General features: G+C 73.2%; 18 protein-coding genes and 1 tRNA gene. 10 read left to right on the top strand and 9 right to left on the bottom strand.

What is annotated here, in order from left to right:
* Nucleotides 1–5: 5 nt before the first annotated feature.
* Both ISOVA_RS16335 and ISOVA_RS01875 read left to right on the top strand, forming a co-directional pair.
* On the top strand, nucleotides 6–251 hold the full coding sequence (locus tag ISOVA_RS16335; RefSeq protein WP_143762030.1) for a hypothetical protein: 246 nt from the start codon (nucleotides 6–8) through the stop codon (nucleotides 249–251).
* On the top strand, nucleotides 248–1,819 hold the full coding sequence (locus tag ISOVA_RS01875) for an MDR family MFS transporter (RefSeq protein WP_013837564.1): 1,572 nt from the start codon (nucleotides 248–250) through the stop codon (nucleotides 1,817–1,819). Before ISOVA_RS16335 ends, ISOVA_RS01875 begins: the two co-directional genes overlap by 4 nt.
* On the opposite strand, the gene ISOVA_RS01870 is transcribed toward ISOVA_RS01875, so the two are convergent.
* Complete coding sequence (locus ISOVA_RS01870; protein ID WP_013837563.1) at nucleotides 1,792–2,805, bottom strand: aldo/keto reductase; 1,014 nt, start codon at nucleotides 2,803–2,805, stop codon at nucleotides 1,792–1,794. The two genes, ISOVA_RS01875 and ISOVA_RS01870, sit on opposite strands and share 28 nt — an antisense overlap.
* Before the next feature lie 109 nt (nucleotides 2,806–2,914).
* Here ISOVA_RS01870 and ISOVA_RS01865 point away from each other — a divergent pair, with 109 nt between their 5' ends.
* A complete protein-coding gene (locus tag ISOVA_RS01865) occupies nucleotides 2,915–3,397 on the top strand; it encodes a MarR family winged helix-turn-helix transcriptional regulator (RefSeq protein ID WP_233275933.1) in 483 nt (160 codons plus the stop codon).
* Between the two features lie 15 nt (nucleotides 3,398–3,412).
* On the opposite strand, the gene msrB is transcribed toward ISOVA_RS01865, so the two are convergent.
* Together msrB and ISOVA_RS01855 are read right to left on the bottom strand one after the other, a co-directional pair.
* Entirely contained in the window at nucleotides 3,413–3,817 is a 405-nt protein-coding gene (gene msrB, locus ISOVA_RS01860; protein ID WP_013837561.1) for a peptide-methionine (R)-S-oxide reductase MsrB, read from the bottom strand.
* Nucleotides 3,818–3,849: 32 nt separating this feature from the next.
* Nucleotides 3,850–5,193: a DEAD/DEAH box helicase gene (locus ISOVA_RS01855; RefSeq protein ID WP_013837560.1), complete on the bottom strand. Its 1,344-nt coding sequence runs from the start codon at nucleotides 5,191–5,193 to the stop codon at nucleotides 3,850–3,852.
* A 137-nt stretch (nucleotides 5,194–5,330) separates the two neighbouring features.
* On the opposite strand from ISOVA_RS01855, the gene ISOVA_RS01850 reads away from it, so the two are divergent.
* Complete coding sequence (locus ISOVA_RS01850) at nucleotides 5,331–6,077, top strand: M50 family metallopeptidase (RefSeq protein ID WP_013837559.1); 747 nt, start codon at nucleotides 5,331–5,333, stop codon at nucleotides 6,075–6,077.
* On the opposite strand, the gene ISOVA_RS15880 is transcribed toward ISOVA_RS01850, so the two are convergent.
* From ISOVA_RS15880 to ISOVA_RS01840, 3 genes are all read right to left on the bottom strand, one after another.
* On the bottom strand, nucleotides 5,977–6,435 hold the full coding sequence (locus ISOVA_RS15880) for a DUF1206 domain-containing protein (RefSeq protein ID WP_233275931.1): 459 nt from the start codon (nucleotides 6,433–6,435) through the stop codon (nucleotides 5,977–5,979). The genes ISOVA_RS01850 and ISOVA_RS15880 overlap by 101 nt on opposite strands.
* A gap of 114 nt (nucleotides 6,436–6,549) precedes the next feature.
* A complete protein-coding gene (locus ISOVA_RS01845; protein WP_013837558.1) occupies nucleotides 6,550–6,834 on the bottom strand; it encodes an iron-sulfur cluster biosynthesis family protein in 285 nt (94 codons plus the stop codon).
* Between the two features lie 206 nt (nucleotides 6,835–7,040).
* Nucleotides 7,041–8,825: an ABC transporter ATP-binding protein gene (locus ISOVA_RS01840; RefSeq protein WP_041294740.1), complete on the bottom strand. Its 1,785-nt coding sequence runs from the start codon at nucleotides 8,823–8,825 to the stop codon at nucleotides 7,041–7,043.
* A gap of 268 nt (nucleotides 8,826–9,093) precedes the next feature.
* On the opposite strand from ISOVA_RS01840, the gene ISOVA_RS01835 reads away from it, so the two are divergent.
* The 5 genes from ISOVA_RS01835 (at nucleotide 9,094) to ISOVA_RS01815 (ending at nucleotide 11,754) form a co-directional block, all read left to right on the top strand.
* Complete coding sequence (locus ISOVA_RS01835) at nucleotides 9,094–10,122, top strand: restriction endonuclease (RefSeq protein ID WP_013837556.1); 1,029 nt, start codon at nucleotides 9,094–9,096, stop codon at nucleotides 10,120–10,122.
* 28 nt (nucleotides 10,123–10,150) lie between these two features.
* Nucleotides 10,151–10,393: a hypothetical protein gene (locus ISOVA_RS01830; protein ID WP_049788209.1), complete on the top strand. Its 243-nt coding sequence runs from the start codon at nucleotides 10,151–10,153 to the stop codon at nucleotides 10,391–10,393.
* Entirely contained in the window at nucleotides 10,390–10,899 is a 510-nt protein-coding gene (locus ISOVA_RS01825) for a hypothetical protein (protein ID WP_013837555.1), read from the top strand. The genes ISOVA_RS01830 and ISOVA_RS01825 overlap by 4 nt, the downstream gene beginning before the upstream one ends.
* 85 nt (nucleotides 10,900–10,984) lie before the next feature.
* A tRNA-Lys gene (locus ISOVA_RS01820) sits at nucleotides 10,985–11,057 on the top strand.
* Between the two features lie 79 nt (nucleotides 11,058–11,136).
* On the top strand, nucleotides 11,137–11,754 hold the full coding sequence (locus ISOVA_RS01815; RefSeq protein WP_013837554.1) for a dihydrofolate reductase family protein: 618 nt from the start codon (nucleotides 11,137–11,139) through the stop codon (nucleotides 11,752–11,754).
* Here ISOVA_RS01815 and ISOVA_RS01810 read toward each other — a convergent pair whose 3' ends face one another.
* On the bottom strand, nucleotides 11,755–12,246 hold the full coding sequence (locus tag ISOVA_RS01810; RefSeq protein ID WP_041294739.1) for a hypothetical protein: 492 nt from the start codon (nucleotides 12,244–12,246) through the stop codon (nucleotides 11,755–11,757). It abuts the gene before it with no gap.
* A gap of 148 nt (nucleotides 12,247–12,394) precedes the next feature.
* Between ISOVA_RS01810 and ISOVA_RS01805 the strand changes: the two genes are divergently transcribed.
* A complete protein-coding gene (locus tag ISOVA_RS01805; RefSeq protein ID WP_013837552.1) occupies nucleotides 12,395–13,207 on the top strand; it encodes a glycerophosphodiester phosphodiesterase in 813 nt (270 codons plus the stop codon).
* Here ISOVA_RS01805 and ISOVA_RS01800 read toward each other — a convergent pair.
* Nucleotides 13,204–14,829 carry a mechanosensitive ion channel family protein gene (locus ISOVA_RS01800; RefSeq protein ID WP_013837551.1) on the bottom strand — a complete coding sequence of 542 codons (1,626 nt, stop codon included), beginning with the start codon at nucleotides 14,827–14,829 and terminating at the stop codon, nucleotides 13,204–13,206. The genes ISOVA_RS01805 and ISOVA_RS01800 overlap by 4 nt on opposite strands.
* Nucleotides 14,830–14,896: 67 nt before the next feature.
* Nucleotides 14,897–15,484: an antibiotic biosynthesis monooxygenase gene (locus tag ISOVA_RS01795; protein WP_041294738.1), complete on the bottom strand. Its 588-nt coding sequence runs from the start codon at nucleotides 15,482–15,484 to the stop codon at nucleotides 14,897–14,899.
* Nucleotides 15,485–15,573: the final 89 nt, after the last annotated feature.

The following is a 15,573-nucleotide window of genomic DNA, read 5'->3' as shown; positions in this document are numbered from 1 at the left end:
TACAGTTGCTTGAAGCAACCAAGAAGCCCGCCCGTGCCACCCGTCCCTCTCGCCGCCGCCACCGGGCACGCACGCTCGAGCTCACCCCGGCGGGCGCCGAGCTCGCCGCGGCGATGGACGAGCGGCTCGCCCGCGTCGTCAGCGACCTCTTCGTCGACTGGTCCCCCGCGGACCTCGCCGATGCCACCGCCCGGATCCGCAGCGTGGCGGACGCCCTCACCCGCACGACCGAAGGGGATCCGACCCGATGACCCGCACCGCACCCGCCATGACCCGCCGCGAGGTGCTCGAGGCGATCTCCGGCATCCTGCTCGGCGTGTTCGTCTCGCTGCTCGCGACGACGATCGTCTCGACGTCGCTGCCGCGCATCGTCGCGGACCTCGAGGGCTCGCAGCACGCCTACACGTGGGTCGTGACCGCCATGCTGCTCACGACGACGATCTCCACGCCCGTCTGGGGCAAGCTCGCCGACCTCCTCGACCGCAAGGCGCTCATCCAGGTCGCGCTCGTCGTGACGGTCGTGTCGGCGGCCGCGGCCGGGTTCGCGCAGAGCATGGGCGTGCTCATCGGCTTCCGCGCGCTGCAGGGCGTCGGCGCGGGCGGGCTCATGGCGCTCGCGACCGTGCTCATGTCCGACATCATCAGCCCGCGCGAGCGCGGCCGGTACATGGGGCTCATGGGCGGCGTCATGGCCGTGGCGCAGATCGGCGGACCGCTGCTGGGCGGCGTCGTGACCGACGCGTTCGGCTGGCGCTGGAACTTCTTCATCGGCGTCCCGTTCGCCGTCGCGGCGCTCGTCGTGCTCCACAAGACGCTGCACCTGCCCGCCCGCGAGCGCCGCACGCCGCGGATCGACTACGTGGGCGCGACCCTGATCTCGCTGGGGGTGGCGCTGCTGCTCGTGTGGGTCACGTTCGCCGGCGACCGGTTCGCCTGGGCGTCGTGGCAGACGGCCGCGATGGTCGGCGCGGCGGTCGTCGCGCTCGTGGCGGCCGTGCTCGTCGAGCGCGTCGCCGCCGAGCCGATCATCCCCCTCGGCCTGTTCCGCAACCGCACGTTCGTGCTGTCGGTCGTGGCCTCGGCGGCGGTCGGCGTGGCGATGTTCGGCACCGCCGTGTTCCTCAGCCAGTACCTGCAGCTCTCGCGCGGCAAGACGCCGACCGAGTCGGGCCTGCTGACCATCCCCATGGTCGTCGGCACGATGCTCGCCGGCATCGTGCTCGGCCGGATCATCTCGGCGACGGGCCGCTACAAGGCGATCATGGTCGGCGGCGGGGTGGTCCTCGTGGCCTCGCTGCTCGGCATGTCGACGATCGGCACCGACACGAGCTTCGTGCTCGTCTCGGCGTACCTGTTCGGCCTCGGCCTGTCGGTCGGCGCGCTCATGCAGAACCTGGTGCTGGGGACGCAGAACACGCTCGACGTGCGCGAGATGGGCGCCGGGACCGCGGCCGTCGCGTTCTTCCGCTCGCTCGGCGGCGCGATCGGCGTCTCCGCGCTCGGGGCGGTGCTCGCCCACACGGTCAAGACGGACATCACCCGGGGTCTCGCCGAGGCGGGCGTGCCGGCGTCGGCCGTCGGCGCCTCCGACGGCGCCGTGCCGGACCTGTCCCGGGTGTCCGACGCCGTGCGCGGCGTCGTCGAGTCCGCCTACGCCGACGGCATCACGCAGATCTTCCTGCTCGCGGTGCCCATGGCGCTCGTCGCGCTCGTCGCCGTGTGCTTCCTGCGCGAGGTGCCGCTCGGCGAGCGGTCCGGCATCGAGCAGCTGCGCGAGCTGCAGGACGCCGGTCAGCCCACGGGGTCCAGCCAGGCCTGAGCCGGCGGCACGAGCGTCTCGGCCTCGGCCCAGAAGTCCTCGGGCAGCGGCGTGCGGCAGGCGTCGAGCGTCTGGCGCACACGCTCCGGCCGGGAGACGCCCACGATCGTCGAGGCGACCCGCGGGTCGCGCAGCGAGAACTGCAGGGCCGCGGTGCCGAGCGCCGTGCCGTGCCGCGCGCACAGCGCCCGCAGCGCGTCGACCGCCTCGAGCGTCTCGGGCGGCGCCGGCCGGTATCCGTACGTGCGTGCGCTCGGCCGGTCCGACGGCGTCTGCTGGGCCAGGATCCCGCCCCCGTACACGGCGGCGTTGAGCACGCCCATGCCCCGCTCGGCGGCGGCGGCCACGAGCGAGCCCGCCGAGCGGTCGACGAGCGTCCAGCGGTTGTGCACCAGGAGCACGTCGAACACGCCCAGGTCGAGGTAGCGCCGCATCTCGGGCACCGGACCGCCCGCGAGGCCGATCGAGCCGACCTCGCCCGCGTCGCGCAGCGCGACGAGCGCGTCGACGGCGCCGCCCGGTGCCGCCATCTCCTCGAACGGGAAGTTCTCCGGGTCGTGCAGGTGCACGAGGGGAAGGTGGTCGAGCCCGAGGCGCTCGCGGCTCTCGTCGACCGAGCGCCGCACCCGGTCCGCCGAGTAGTCGCCGTCGCGCGGGTCGACCTTCGTGGCCACCACGAGATCCTGCGGCAGCGCGCCGTGGCGCTCGCGGTAGGCGGCGAGCGCCGCCCCGATGCGTCGCTCGCTCTGGCCGTCGCTGTAGCCGTTCGAGGTGTCGAGGAACCGGATGTCGCTGTCGAGCAGGGCGAGCACGGTCTCGACGGCCTGCCCGGCCGCGACGTCGTACCCGAAGAGGCGGGGCATCGAGCCGAGCGGCCCTCCGCCCGCGCACACGGCGCTCACGGTCAGGCCCGTGGGGCCGAGCGGACGCATCCAGCCGGGGCCGCCGGGGGCGGGCGCCGGGACGGGCGACGGTGTCCTGTCCATGGTCGGCAAGCGTATCCCGAGCGTTTTCACCCGCTGTCGAATCGTTTGCACGTGAAACCGTGACCTGATGGGCGCGCCATCAGGTGCCCCGAGCCCCCATGATTGGCCCATGCACGACCCAGCCATGTCGCCGCCCGACGCCGCGACCGACCCGTACGCCGCTCTCGAGCACGAGCTGCGCATCATCATCCGGCGCGCGCAGTCGGCCGCCGCACAGCTGGCCAAACGGATCCATCCGGAGCTCGAGGCCTCGGCGTACCCGCTCCTGGCGCACATCTCGATGCACCCGGGCACGCGTGGGTCCGACCTCGCGGCCCACTTCGGCATCGGCCGGGCCACCGTGTCGCGTCAGCTCAGCCGCCTCGTGGCCCTCGGCCTGGTGCGGCGCGAGGTCGACCCCGAGGACACCCGCGGACAGCGCATCACGCTGACCGAGGACGGCGCCGCCCGCTTCGAGCGGGCACGCGCCGCCCGCGTCGAGAACCTGCACGAGATCCTCGCGGAGTGGGAGCGCGAGGACATCACGCAGCTCGCGAGCCTCATGCACCGGTACTCGGAGTCGTTCGTCCGCTGGCGCGACGCGCGCTCCTGAGCACCGGCCGGCGGGTCAGCCCTCGACGGGCTCGAACGTCAGGCTGACCGAGTTCATGCAGTAGCGGTCGCCCGTGGGCGTCTGGGGTGCGTCGTCGAAGACGTGCCCCAGGTGCGAACCGCAGCGCGCGCACCGCACCTCGGTGCGGACCATGCCGTGCGAGCGGTCCTCGAGAAGCTCGACGCGGTCGCCCGCGAGCGGGCTGTAGAACGACGGCCAGCCGCAGTGCGCGTCGAACTTGGTCTCCGAGCGGAACAGCTCGTTGCCGCACGCCCGACAGCGGTAGACGCCGGTGCGCCGCTCGCCGAGCAGCTCGCCCGTCCAGGGTCGCTCGGTGCCCGCCTGGCGCAGCACCGCGTACTCCTCGGGCGAGAGCTCGCTGCGCCACTGCTCCTCGGGCTTCGTGACCTCGTACGTCATCTCGTCTCTCCTTGCGCCGGGTGACGCCTCCGTCAACGCCTGGCGGAGGTGCGCTGTTCCGCGGCAGGGCGGGCGCCACCGCCCCCGCCGCCGCCGCGGCGACGGCGCCGACGGCGCTGCGCGGTGCCCGACGACGGCGCACCGGCGGCCGGTCCGGCCGCCGTGCGCTTCGGCTGCGCGGGCGGGGCGGGCGGCGTCGGGGCGACGTAGGCCGCGACCTCGCCGACGAGCGCCATGACCGCCGGGTCGCCCGGCGCGACGGGACGCGGCTGCGCCGAGATGCGCGCCTTGCGCGTCAGGTCGCGCACGTCGGCGCGCTGCTCGGGGAGCATCACGGTCACGACGTCGCCGCCCGAGCCGGCGCGCGCGGTGCGGCCCGAGCGGTGCAGGTACGCCTTGTGCTCGGCCGGCGGGTCGACGTGCACCACGAGCTCGACGTCGTCGACGTGGATGCCGCGCGCCGCGATGTCCGTGGCGACGAGCACCTTGACGTCGCCCGAGGAGAACGCGGCGAGGTTGCGCTCGCGCGCGCCCTGGCCCAGGTTCCCGTGCAGGTCGACCGCCGGCACGCCCGCGGTCGTGAGCTGCTTGGCGAGCTTCTTGGCCTGGTGCTTGGTGCGCGTGAACAGGACGCGCCGGCCCGTGCCGCTCGCGAGGTCGTGCACGATGCGCTTCTTCGCCTCGGCGTCGGCGACGGCGAGGATGTGGTGCGTCATCTGCGGCGGCGGGGCCGCGGCGTCGTCCACCGAGTGGGTGACCGGCTTCTTGAGGTACCGCTGGACGAGCACGTCCACGCCGTTGTCGAGCGTGGCCGAGAACAGCAGGCGCTGGCCCGCGCGGGGCGTGCGGTCCATGATCCGCTTGACGCCGGGCAGGAAGCCCAGGTCGGCCATGTGGTCGGCCTCGTCGAGCACCGTGATCTCGACGTCGTCGAGCGTCAGGTGCTTCTGGCCGAGCAGGTCCTCGAGCCGGCCCGGGCACGCGATGACGACGTCGACGCCGCCCTGCAGGGCGGTGACCTGACGGGACTGCGCGACGCCGCCGAAGATCGTCGTCGTCCGCAGGCCCAGGGCCGCGGCGAGCGGCTTCATCGTGGCGTCGATCTGGTTGGCGAGCTCGCGCGTGGGGCACAGGACGAGCGCGCGCGGGGCGCCCGGGCGACGACGCCGCCCGCCGCTCGTCGCGAGACGGGTCACGACCGGCAGCGAGAACGCGAGCGTCTTGCCGGAGCCGGTGCGGCCGCGGCCGAGCACGTCGGTGCCGGCGAGCGCGTCGGGCAGCGACGCGGACTGGATGGGGAACGGGGTGGCGATCCCCTGGTCCGCGAGCACGCGGACGATCGGGGACGGCAGGCCGAAGTCGGCGAAGGTGGTCACTCAGGGCCTCTCGGGGCTGGACGTCGGGAACGACGTCGGGTCGGGGTCCGCCGCACGCAATCCGGGGGGATCTCCACGACGCTCGGGCACGCGGGATCGCGCCGCCCTTCGGTGCCAGTCTCTCACGACGTGGTGGAATGTCGGGCGTGGACGACTTCCTCGCGCGCGCCGGCGACGTGCTGGCCCGGATCTGGGGCGCCGCGACGACGCCCGTCGACCCGCCGTCGCAGGCCGTGGCGCTCGCGGCGGGGCTCGTGGCGCTCGCCGTGGTGCTCGTCACCCCGGTGTGGCGCGTCGCGCGGCACGTCGTGACGATCGCGCACGAGGGGGCCCACGCCGTCGCCGCCATGCTCACGGGCCGGCGGCTCGACGGCATCCGGCTGCACTCCGACACCTCCGGCCTGACGGTGTCGGCCGGCCGGCCGCGCGGGTTCGGCATGATCCTCACCGCGTTCATGGGCTACGTCGGTCCCGGCCTCGTGGGCCTCGGCGCGGCGTGGCTGCTGCGCCAGGGCTACGCGGTGGGACTGCTGTGGCTGCTCGTGGCGCTGCTCGCGCTGCTGCTGCTCAAGATCCGCAACTGGTTCGGCCTGTGGTCGGTGCTCGTCAGCGGAGCAGCGCTCGTGGGGGTCTCGTGGTGGCTCGACGAGCCGACCCAGTCCGCCGTCGCCTACACCGTGACCTGGTTCCTGCTCCTGGGGTCCGTGCGGCCGGTGCTCGAGCTGCAGTCGCAGCGTCGCCGCGGGCGCGCGCGCACGTCGGACGCCGACCAGCTCGGCCGGCTCACGGGGACGCCGGGCATCCTGTGGGTCGCCGTGTTCCTGCTCGTGACCGTCGGCTGCCTGGTGCTGGGCGGCGGCTGGATCGTCGAGCCCGCGGCCTGAGGCTGCGCACGCCGCCGAGGCCGCGGCTCAGAGCCGCGCGTAAGAGCCGGGCGTACCGGGCGCGGGCGAACGAGTAGGCGCCGTAGGCGGCGATGCCCACGCCCACGACGACGAGCAGCACCGTGCCGAACCCCTGGTCACGGATGGTGCGCAGCGCCCCGTCGATCCCGCCCGCCTGCGAGGAGGTGCAGGACGCCGGAGGCCGCGTAGCCGAACCGCGCCAGGCCGCGCAGGGCCGGGCTGCCGTGCGCGCGGTGTGCCGCCCCGGCGGCCGGGCTCGCAGACGTCGGAGACACGTCTCACCTCCAGGCGTGCCGCGCGGGGCGCGGCCCCGCCACTGTGCCCCGGCCCGGCGCACGCCGCACGTCGGCGCGCGAGGCGGCACCGCCGTCGGGCACGACGACGGGCCGCCCCCCGGTGAGGGGGACGGCCCGTCGCGTGGTTCAGGGGACGCCGGTGACCCGGCGCGGTGTCACGCCTGCGGCGTGAGCACGAACCCCGGGCCCTGGGCGGCCGGGTCCGTGTCGAGCGTCAGCGTGTCGAGCGCGGGCGCCGCCTGGGCGTCCACGAACACGTGCGTCTGGCCCGAGTCGTCGACGACCTGGTCGTCGGGCTGCGGTGCGGGCACGAGTGCCAGCTCGAAGTTTCCGGGCTGGCCGGCGGACTGCGCGATGCGCAGGCCACCCTCCGCGGGGACGCCCGCCTGCTGGGCAAGGTCCTCGACGGCGTGCCGGGCGCTGTCGGTCACGGTGAGCATGGGCGCTCCTCTCGTCGGTGCATCGGGACCCTTCCACCGAAACAGGCCCTGGCGCGGAAGGCAACGATGAGACGCGATCGGGCGAAAACCTCCCGCTCGCTGAGACATCGCGCGACAGGCGTGCAGAGAGGCCTATAGGTTGCCCTCCGTGACCGTCCTGTGACCTTCCCGGGCGGCGACCCGCCCGGTGCGGCCGTCGGCGGTGGTCAGGCGGACAGTCCGCCCTCCTGCGCGGCGTGGAGCGCGGCGTAACGGCCGCCCCGGCGCAGGAGCTCGGCGTGGGATCCCACCTCGACGACGCGGCCGCGGTCGAGCACGACGATGCGGTCCGCGCCGCGGACCGTGGACAGCCGGTGCGCGACGACGAGCGTCGTCCGGCCGCGCATGAGCCGGTCGAGCGCGTCGCGCACCGCCACCTCGGCCTCGGGGTCGAGCGCGCTCGTCGCCTCGTCGAGGAAGAGGATCCGGGGGTCGCGCACGAGCGCGCGGGCGATCGCGAGCCGCTGCCGCTGCCCGCCGGACAGCCGCGCGCCGCGCTGGCCGACGACCGTGTCCCAGCCCTGGGGCATGGCCTGGACGAACTCGAGCGCGTTGGCGTCGCCCAGCGCCGCGAGGACGCGCTCGTCCGACGCGTCGCCGAGGCCGTACGCCACGTTCTCCCGGACGGTCCCCTCGAACAGCACCGACTCCTGCGGGACGACCGACACGAAGCGCCGCACCGACCGCAGGTCGAGCGTGGCCATGTCCGCGCCGTCGAGCAGGATCCGCCCGCCGGTGGGACGCACGAACCCGAGGACGAGGTTGAGGAGCGTCGACTTCCCCGAGCCCGAGGCTCCGACGAACGCGACCGTCTCGCCCGCGCGGATCTCGAGGTCGACGTCGCGCAGCGCGTCCTGGGACGCGTCGGGGTAGCGGTGCGAGACGTGCTCCAGCCGGAGGTGGCCGCGGACGTCCCGCACGACGTCGCGGCCCTCGTTCTGCTCCAGGTCGGGCTCGGTCAGCACCTCGGCGACCGACCGCAGCGACTCGACGCCGCGCGCGGTCACCGGCACGAGGTTGAGCACCTGGGTCAGGCCCTGGGTGAGGAGCCCGAAGTAGGTCGAGAGCAGCACGACCTCCCCGGGCGTCACGGGCACGAACCCCGTGAGGGACATCACCGCGGCGAGGGTCAGGCAGCACACGCCGAGCAGCTGCATCGCGACCCACGAGACGGACGCGACCCGCCCGTTGAGCATGTCGAGCCGCAGCGCGGCGCGGCGCACGCCGTCGGCTCCGGTGGCGACGCGCGTCGCGGCCGTCTGCTCGAGCCCGTGCGCCCGCGTGACCGGGATGAGCGACGCCATCTCGCCGACCGTCGACGCGAAGCCCTCCATCTCGCGCCGCAACGCCTCGTTGCGCGACCGCGAGCGCCGGGCCATCGTGCGCCGGATCAGCAGCGCGACGGGGATGGACAGCGCGTACACCGGGAGGAACTCGGGGACCTTGAGCGCCGTCATGGTGATCGCGCCGACGAGGACCATGGTCGCCGACAGCAGCGGGTGCGTGACCTGCTGGAGCATGAGCTCGACGTTCTCGACGTCGCGCACGACCTTGCTCTGCACGACCGCCGCGCTGGCGCGCGTGTGATACCCGATCGACAGCGACTGGAGGCGCGCGACGAGCGCGTTGCGCAGCGTCACGCCGGTGTCCCGCACCACGGTCATGAAGCTGCGCGTGTACAGGATGTGGTGGGGGTAGTTCTGCGCCAGGAGCACGACGGCGAGCGCGAACCACAGGAGCACCGACCGCACGCTGCCGCCCGACGCGACGACGTCGATGACCGCGCCCGTGATGACCGGCAGGAACCAGAGCGGGACCTCCTTGACGGCGAACGCGTACAGCGCCAGCGCGAGCCGGCGCGGGTGCCGCCGCAGCAGGCGCAGCAGGCTCCGGACCGGTCGTGATCCGTCGAGGAGACGCTCGTCCGCGCCGGTAAGGGCTTTCCGCCGCACCGTTCGATGGTACCGGCCCAAGCGAAACCCTCCTTCCGCCGACCCAGGCGCAGCAAAGGAGGTGATACGGCCCCTACACCCGCCCGTTTTCACCCCCACACCCGCCCTGATCACACGCCGGGAGCAACAAGCCGCATTACCGTGTCGCTATGCCGCACTCCCGCCGCCCGCAGAGCGGTGTGCCCGCGTCCCCGACGCCCAGCTCGAAGCTGCCAGACGTCCCGCGAGCCCTTGAGCACCTAACAACCGAACTGGAGGCCGTAGCCGGATGACCGCAATCTGGGGCGTGCACAACGACACGCTGACGACCGAGCTCGTTGAGGGTGGTTTCATAAGCATTGGGTGGGATTCCGTCCGTGACCTGCGAGAGATTCCAGGCGGTCGAGACGGTCTGAAGGACGAACTCTCGCGGGTCAGTCCCGACGCGAAGCCGCGCGCGATCGCCGGCTGGGCCGGGGTCCTGTCCCGACTTAGGGACGAGATGCAGCCAGGAGACGTCGTCGTCGCGCCGTACAAGCCAGACAGCACGATCAACATCGGCGTGATCACCGGCGCCTACCAGTACGCGGCGGACGCCCCGACGCACCGCCATCGCCGTCCGGTCCAATGGCGAAAGGTCGGCCTCTCGCGGACGGTGTTCACCCAGCCGGCGCTGTACGAGCTCGGCGCGTTCCTGACCATCTTTCGGATTCGGAAGCACGCCGATGAGTTCTTCGCCGCGCTCAACACAACCGAGGAGTCGGTCGACGTCGTCACGAAGGTCGTTGAGGCTGTCGCCCAGACCGAACCGGACGAGGACTCGATCGACGAGCCACGCGCCTCGCGAATCGAACGGCACACGCGCGACTTCGTTCTCGAAACACTCCACAAGGCGTTGACCCATGGCGAGTTCGAAGAGTTCACCGCAGACCTGCTGCGAGCGCTGGGCTATCAGGCACGAGTCACTCAGTACTCCCAGGACGGTGGTGTGGACGTGATCGCGCACCGCGACCCGCTCGGCGTCGAACCACCGCAAATCAAGGTGCAGTGCAAGCACCTGACCACCACTGTCGGCGCTCCCGAGGTGCAACAACTTATCGGCACCCAAGGCCAGGGCGAGTACCTGCTGTTCGTGACGCTCGGCTCGTACAGCAGAGAAGCGATCTCAATCGAGCGTCAGCGCCCGGGCCTGCGGCTGGTCTCCGGTGAGGACGTTGTGAGCCTCGTGCTGGAGAACTACACCAAACTGGCGGAACGCTGGCGCTCGCGCATCCCGCTCACGCCGGTTCTGGTTGTCGCCGACGCGGCTGACGCCTGAGTCTTCGGTTCAGAGAAAGAGCTTCCTGTTGTCTGACGACCGCCGCCTGATCGACAAAATCTGGGCCCACGCCTTTCAGTTGCGTGATCGCGGCGTGGGGCTCAACCTCGATATCACGTGGCAGCGCGACCAGTCCCTCGAGGACCTCGACCACCTCCCAGCGGCGGAGATCCTCGCCAGCGAGATCGTCGGGGACCTGAACGCTGCGCTCGAGGAGTTCGCTGCCGTCGCGGCAGCCCCTGAGGTGCCAAGTAACGCAAGTGGCTCATGAGCATCGCGGACTGGATCAGCGTTGCGGCCGCCGCCATCGCAGGCGTCGGCGTCTTCTTCGCGATCAGGGAGTACCGGCACGCGGTCCGGGAGCGGATAGACAAGAAGCGAGCCGAGCTCGATGCGGTCGCGGTGGCCTGGCACCCCCGGTCCGTCCCCAACCAGCCTCACGGCGACGGCACTGGACTCTGGAAGTACGAAGTCACCGTACAGAATCCCGGCCACTTCCCCATCCGCGACGTCGTAGTCGAGCTTCAGTTCGGCCTTGCGGTCCAACGCCGCCATTACGACGGCGTTCTTGACGCGCCACGCCGAAGCTTGGAGATGGAGCAGCCCGTTGTGCTGCCTGGGGGCAGCCGCACCTGGACGCGGAACATCGTCCTGCCTTTCGAAGCGCGTCATCAGTTGAGAAACACGACAGCCGACGTCACCTTCACCACGAGCGACGGGACCCGACGGACGAACCACATGGACGGACGGCCACCGACGGTCCACGGCGCCGCGTAGGCTGTCCCAGGCGGCCAGCACCGGTCGGCTGGGGTTGTCCCCTCCCCAGTCTCTTAGGCTTTCCCGACTGAAGTGTGCTGCCCGCGGCCCTCTAGCTCAACTGGCAGAGCAGCGGACTTTTAATCCGCGGGTTCAGGGTTCGATCCCCTGGGGGGCCACCGATGAGTCGCGGCCGGCGTCGCCGTCTACCGGGCGGACCTACCGACCCCCACCCCCCACAGACGCGAGGAGGAAGCGATGCGACTCACGACCTTCACGTTCATCACGCTCGACGGCGTCGCCCAGGCGCCGGGCGCGCCCGACGAGGACCGCTCGGGCGGCTTCGACAAGGGCGGCTGGCTCGTCCCGCACTTCGACGACGACGTCGCGGCGTTCGTCGACGAGACGTTCCGCCGTGGCGACGCGTACCTCCTGGGCCGGCGCACGTTCGACCTGTTCGAGTCGTTCTGGCCGCACGCCGACGCCGAGGAGGACCCGGTCGTCGCGGGCGGGCTCAACCGCAACCCCAAGCACGTCGTGTCCCGGACGCGCACGACGTCGGACTGGGCCGGCACGACGTTCCACTCCGACCTGCGCGCCGCCGTCGAGGAGCTCAAAGCCGCGCCCGGCGACGAGGTGCAGGTGCACGGGAGCCCGTCGCTGGTCAACCAGCTCGCGGCGCTCGACGTCGTCGACGAGTACCGGATCGCGATCTTCCCCGTGGTCCTCGGCTCCGGGATCCGCGTCTTCCCCGAGGGGCAGGTGCCGCGCAGCCTCGAGCTGGTCTCCGCGCGGACGAGCGGGTCCGGCGTCGTGCTCGCGAGCTACCGCTCGACGGGCGAGCCGACGTTCGGCTCGATCCCCCCGACGGAGTGATCAGGAGCAGAGCTCACGGTACTGCTTGAGCCCGTCGACCGCGGACGCGACGTCGAGATCGACGCTGCCGTCGCCCCCGGTGTCGAGGTGCTCCTGCATCTGCACGAACGGGACGCGCACCTGGTCGAGCGCGGCGCCGAACTCGTCGGGCACGCGCTCCTGCAGGCGCCCGAGGTCGCGCGCCAGGTCGTGCATCTCGGCAGCGGCCGCGGTGTCGAAGCTCTCGCTCACGTCGAGGAGCGCGTCGCCGACGCGCCGCTCGAGCGGCGTGCCCCCGTCGACGTACATCGCCGCGCACGCCTGGTCGCGGTCGAGCGGACCGTCGTCGGGCACGGGGCTTCCCGTCGCGACCGAGGGCGTGGCCGACGGCGTCGCGGCCGCGGACGGGTCGTCCGCCTGCCCGGTGCAGCCGGCGAGCACGAGGACGCCCGTGGCGAGCAGCGCGCCGGCGCGCGCCCGGCGCCCGGGAACGTGGTGGGTGCGAACGGTCATGGCGCACATGGTCGCACCTCGCCCCGCCAGGCCCGAACCCGGCCCGAGCGGGTGAACAGCGGCCCGGCCGCGGGCGAAACGCGACACCGACGGTTCCTCCCCCGGTGCCTCGTCCGTACCATCGGAAGCCCGCGAGAGGAGCGATGCGATGGTCCCGGCTCCCGTCCGGCCGCTGCCCCCGGCGTTCGGCCCGGAAGGCAGACCGAGCGTCGTCGGTCACCGCGGCGCGAGCGGCGCGGCACCGGAGAACACGCTGGCCGCGTTCGAGGCCGCCTGGCGCGCGGGCGCGGACGCGATCGAGTTCGACCTCCACCTCACCGCCGACGGCGTCGCGGTCGTCATCCACGACTCCACCGTCGACGCGACCACCGACGGCTCGGGCGAGGTCGGGCAGCTGACGTACGCCGCGGTGCGGGCGCTCGACGCCGGGTCCTGGTTCTCGCCCGCGTTCGCCGGCCAGCCGGTCCCGCGCCTGGAGGAGATCCTCCGCTTCGCCGTGTCCCGGCCCGAGCTGGGGATCCTCGTCGAGTACAAGGGCGAGTGGACGACCGCCCAGGTGGCGGTCACGGCACGCGCCGTCGACGCGGCCGGCGTGGGCGACCGCACGGTCGCCCAGAGCTTCTCGCCCGGCACGCTCGAGGCGCTCCGCGAGGTCGCCCCGCACCTGCCCCGCGGCCTGCTGGTCGACGACGACCGTCCGGAGGCCGTCGGCCTGGCGGCCGAGCTCGGCGTCCTCACGGTCAACCCGTCGTCGGCGGCGGTGCGCGCGGACCGCACGCTCGTCGAGCGCCTGCACGACGACGGCCGCCGGGTCATGGCGTGGACGGAGAACGAGCCCACCGCGTGGGCCGACCTGGTGGAGGCCGGCGTCGACGGCATCATCACCGACCGGCCCGAGCACCTGCGCGGCTGGCTCGCGGACTCGGGACGGCGCGTCGCACCGGGCGGGACGTCGGCCTAGCCGTCGCCGTCGCCGTCGGCCTCGCCCGGGCCGCGCGTGGGGCCGCCCTCGCCCGAGTCGGGTGCGACGCCGCGGGGGCGCCGCAGCTCGCCAGCGGGGATCTCACCCGTGTGCCCGAGGTTGCGCTCGGCCGTCTGCTCGCGCTCCTCGATCGCCTCCCGGCCCGGCCCGTGGAAGCGCTCGGCCCGCGCCTCGGCCGCGGCGCTGCCGCTGAAGAGCGCCGACGCCTCGGCCCCGTGCCGGCGGACCCGCTCGGCCTCCTCGGGCGACAGCACGCGGGTGGCGTCCGCGGGCGCGGGCTCGACCGTCCCGAGCAGGATCGTGGGGTCGGCGGGCGACGCCGCCCGGACGCTCGAGCGCACGGGCGCGGGCAGGCTCCGGTCGCGTACCGGGGCCCGCTCGGGCACGAGCGCCGGCGCCGCCGCGGCGCCGCGCCCGCGGCGCGGCGCCGTCGTGGTCCCGCGCTCGCCGGCCGCGGTCTCGGGCCCGGCCTCCGTCTCGGGCTCGGCCTCGGGCCCGGGCTCGCCTTCGATCTCGGCGAGAGCGTCCGCGGCCGGACCCTCCAGCCGCGTGCGCGGCAGGGCGTCGGGCGCCTCGCGCTGCAGCCAGTCGACGAGTCCCTCGCGCACGTAGCAGCGCAGGTCCCACAGGGTCGGTGCGTCGCGGGCGCTGACGAGCGCACGGACGCGCACGTGCCCGTCGGTCGCGTCGGTCACCTGGAGGACGCCGGTGCGCCGGTCCCAGAGCGACGTCTCCTCGAGCAGCCGGTCGAGCTCGGCCCGCAGCCGCTCGAACGGGACCCGGAAGTCGAGGTCGATCTCGACGGTCCCCAGCAGGTCCGCCGCGCGTCGGGTCCAGTTCTCGAACGGCGTGGTCGTGAAGTACGTGCACGGCAGGATGAGCCGCCGGTCGTCCCAGACGTGGACGACGACGTAGGTGAGCGTGATCTCCTCGATGCGGCCGAACTCGCCGTCGAGCACGACGACGTCGTCGACGCGGATGGCGTCAGTGAACGCGATCTGCATGCCGGCGAACGTGTTGGCGAGCGTCGACTGCGCGGCGAGGCCCGCGACGATCGAGACGAGCCCCGCCGAGGCGAGGAGGCTCGCGCCGGCTGTGCGGGCGCCGGGGAACGTCAGGAGCACCGCGGCGATCGCGCACACCACGAGGACGGCCACGGTGATGCGCCGCAAGAGCGTGACCTGGGTGCGCACGCGGCGGGCGTGCCGGTCGTCGACACGGTCGGTGCTGTAGCGGTCGAGCACGCGGTCCTCGACCACGAACACCATCGCCCCCACGAGCCAGGCGAGCGCGACGATCGTCATGATGACGAGCGCGTGGCTCACCACGGGGTACCAGGGCTCGCCGGTGTGCGCGGAGAACCGCACCGCGAGCCACAGGGCCACGACCACGAGGACCGCGCGCATCGGCCGGCGCACGTGCACCGACAGGTCGCGCAGGAGCGGGTTGCGCCGTCCCAGCATCCGCACGACGACGGACACGACCGTCGCGAGCACGTACGCCGCCACGACCGCGCCGGCGGCCCACGCGAGGGTCACCGCCAGGCTGGCGGTCGACTCCACCGTCGCGTCGATGTCGCTGGTGTCGGTGTCGGTGAGCATGCCTCCACAGTAGGGAGACCCGCCTGGACGGGCACTGTGAGGGCGCTCGCCGCGAGCGCGACGTCCGTCACGTCCGGCGGGCGCGCGGCGGGGCGTGCAGCCACCCGCTCAGCCGGGCGGTGACCCACGGCAGGACCCAGAACGACATGACCGGCGTGAGCACCGCCGTCGAGACCAGCACCCGCAGCACCACGTGCAGCTCCGCGAACGCCGGCACGAGCCAGCCGACGAGGACCGTGAACACGAGGTTGACCGGGAAGAAGCCGAGCCAGATCGCCACCGACTGCTTCCAGCGCGGCGGTGCGGGCAGCAGCGGCGGACCGGCCGGCTCGTCCTGCCGGCTCGGCGCGTCGAACCAGCCCTCGATGCCGGTGCGCTTCTCGACCCGGCGCTCCTCGACGAGCCCCGCGCCCTCCGCGAGCCACTCCTTGCGCTCGGGCGAGCTCTCCCACGCCTCGAGCCGCTCGGCGTCGGCGAAGCGGTAGAGCATGATCCAGTCGCTCGAGCCCTCGGCCACGCGGATCCACCCCGAGCCGAGGAAGCCGTCCCACCGGTTGGCGAGCTGCACGCCCGCCTGCACCCACGCCGTCACCTCCGGGACGCGCTCGGGGCTCACGACGCGGTGGATCGACACGGTCACGGGTGCGTTGCTCACCCGAGCAGTGTTCGACGGCGGCACACCGGGCACCCTTTACACCGCCTCCCGTGGGACGGTCGCGTCCAGGATCCGGACCGATACCGGAT

The organism is Isoptericola variabilis 225 (assembly GCF_000215105.1).
Taxonomy (GTDB): Bacteria; Actinomycetota; Actinomycetes; order Actinomycetales; family Cellulomonadaceae; genus Isoptericola; species Isoptericola variabilis_A.
Note: the sequence above shows the minus strand (reverse complement) of the source record. Positions and strands in the feature narration are given on the sequence as shown.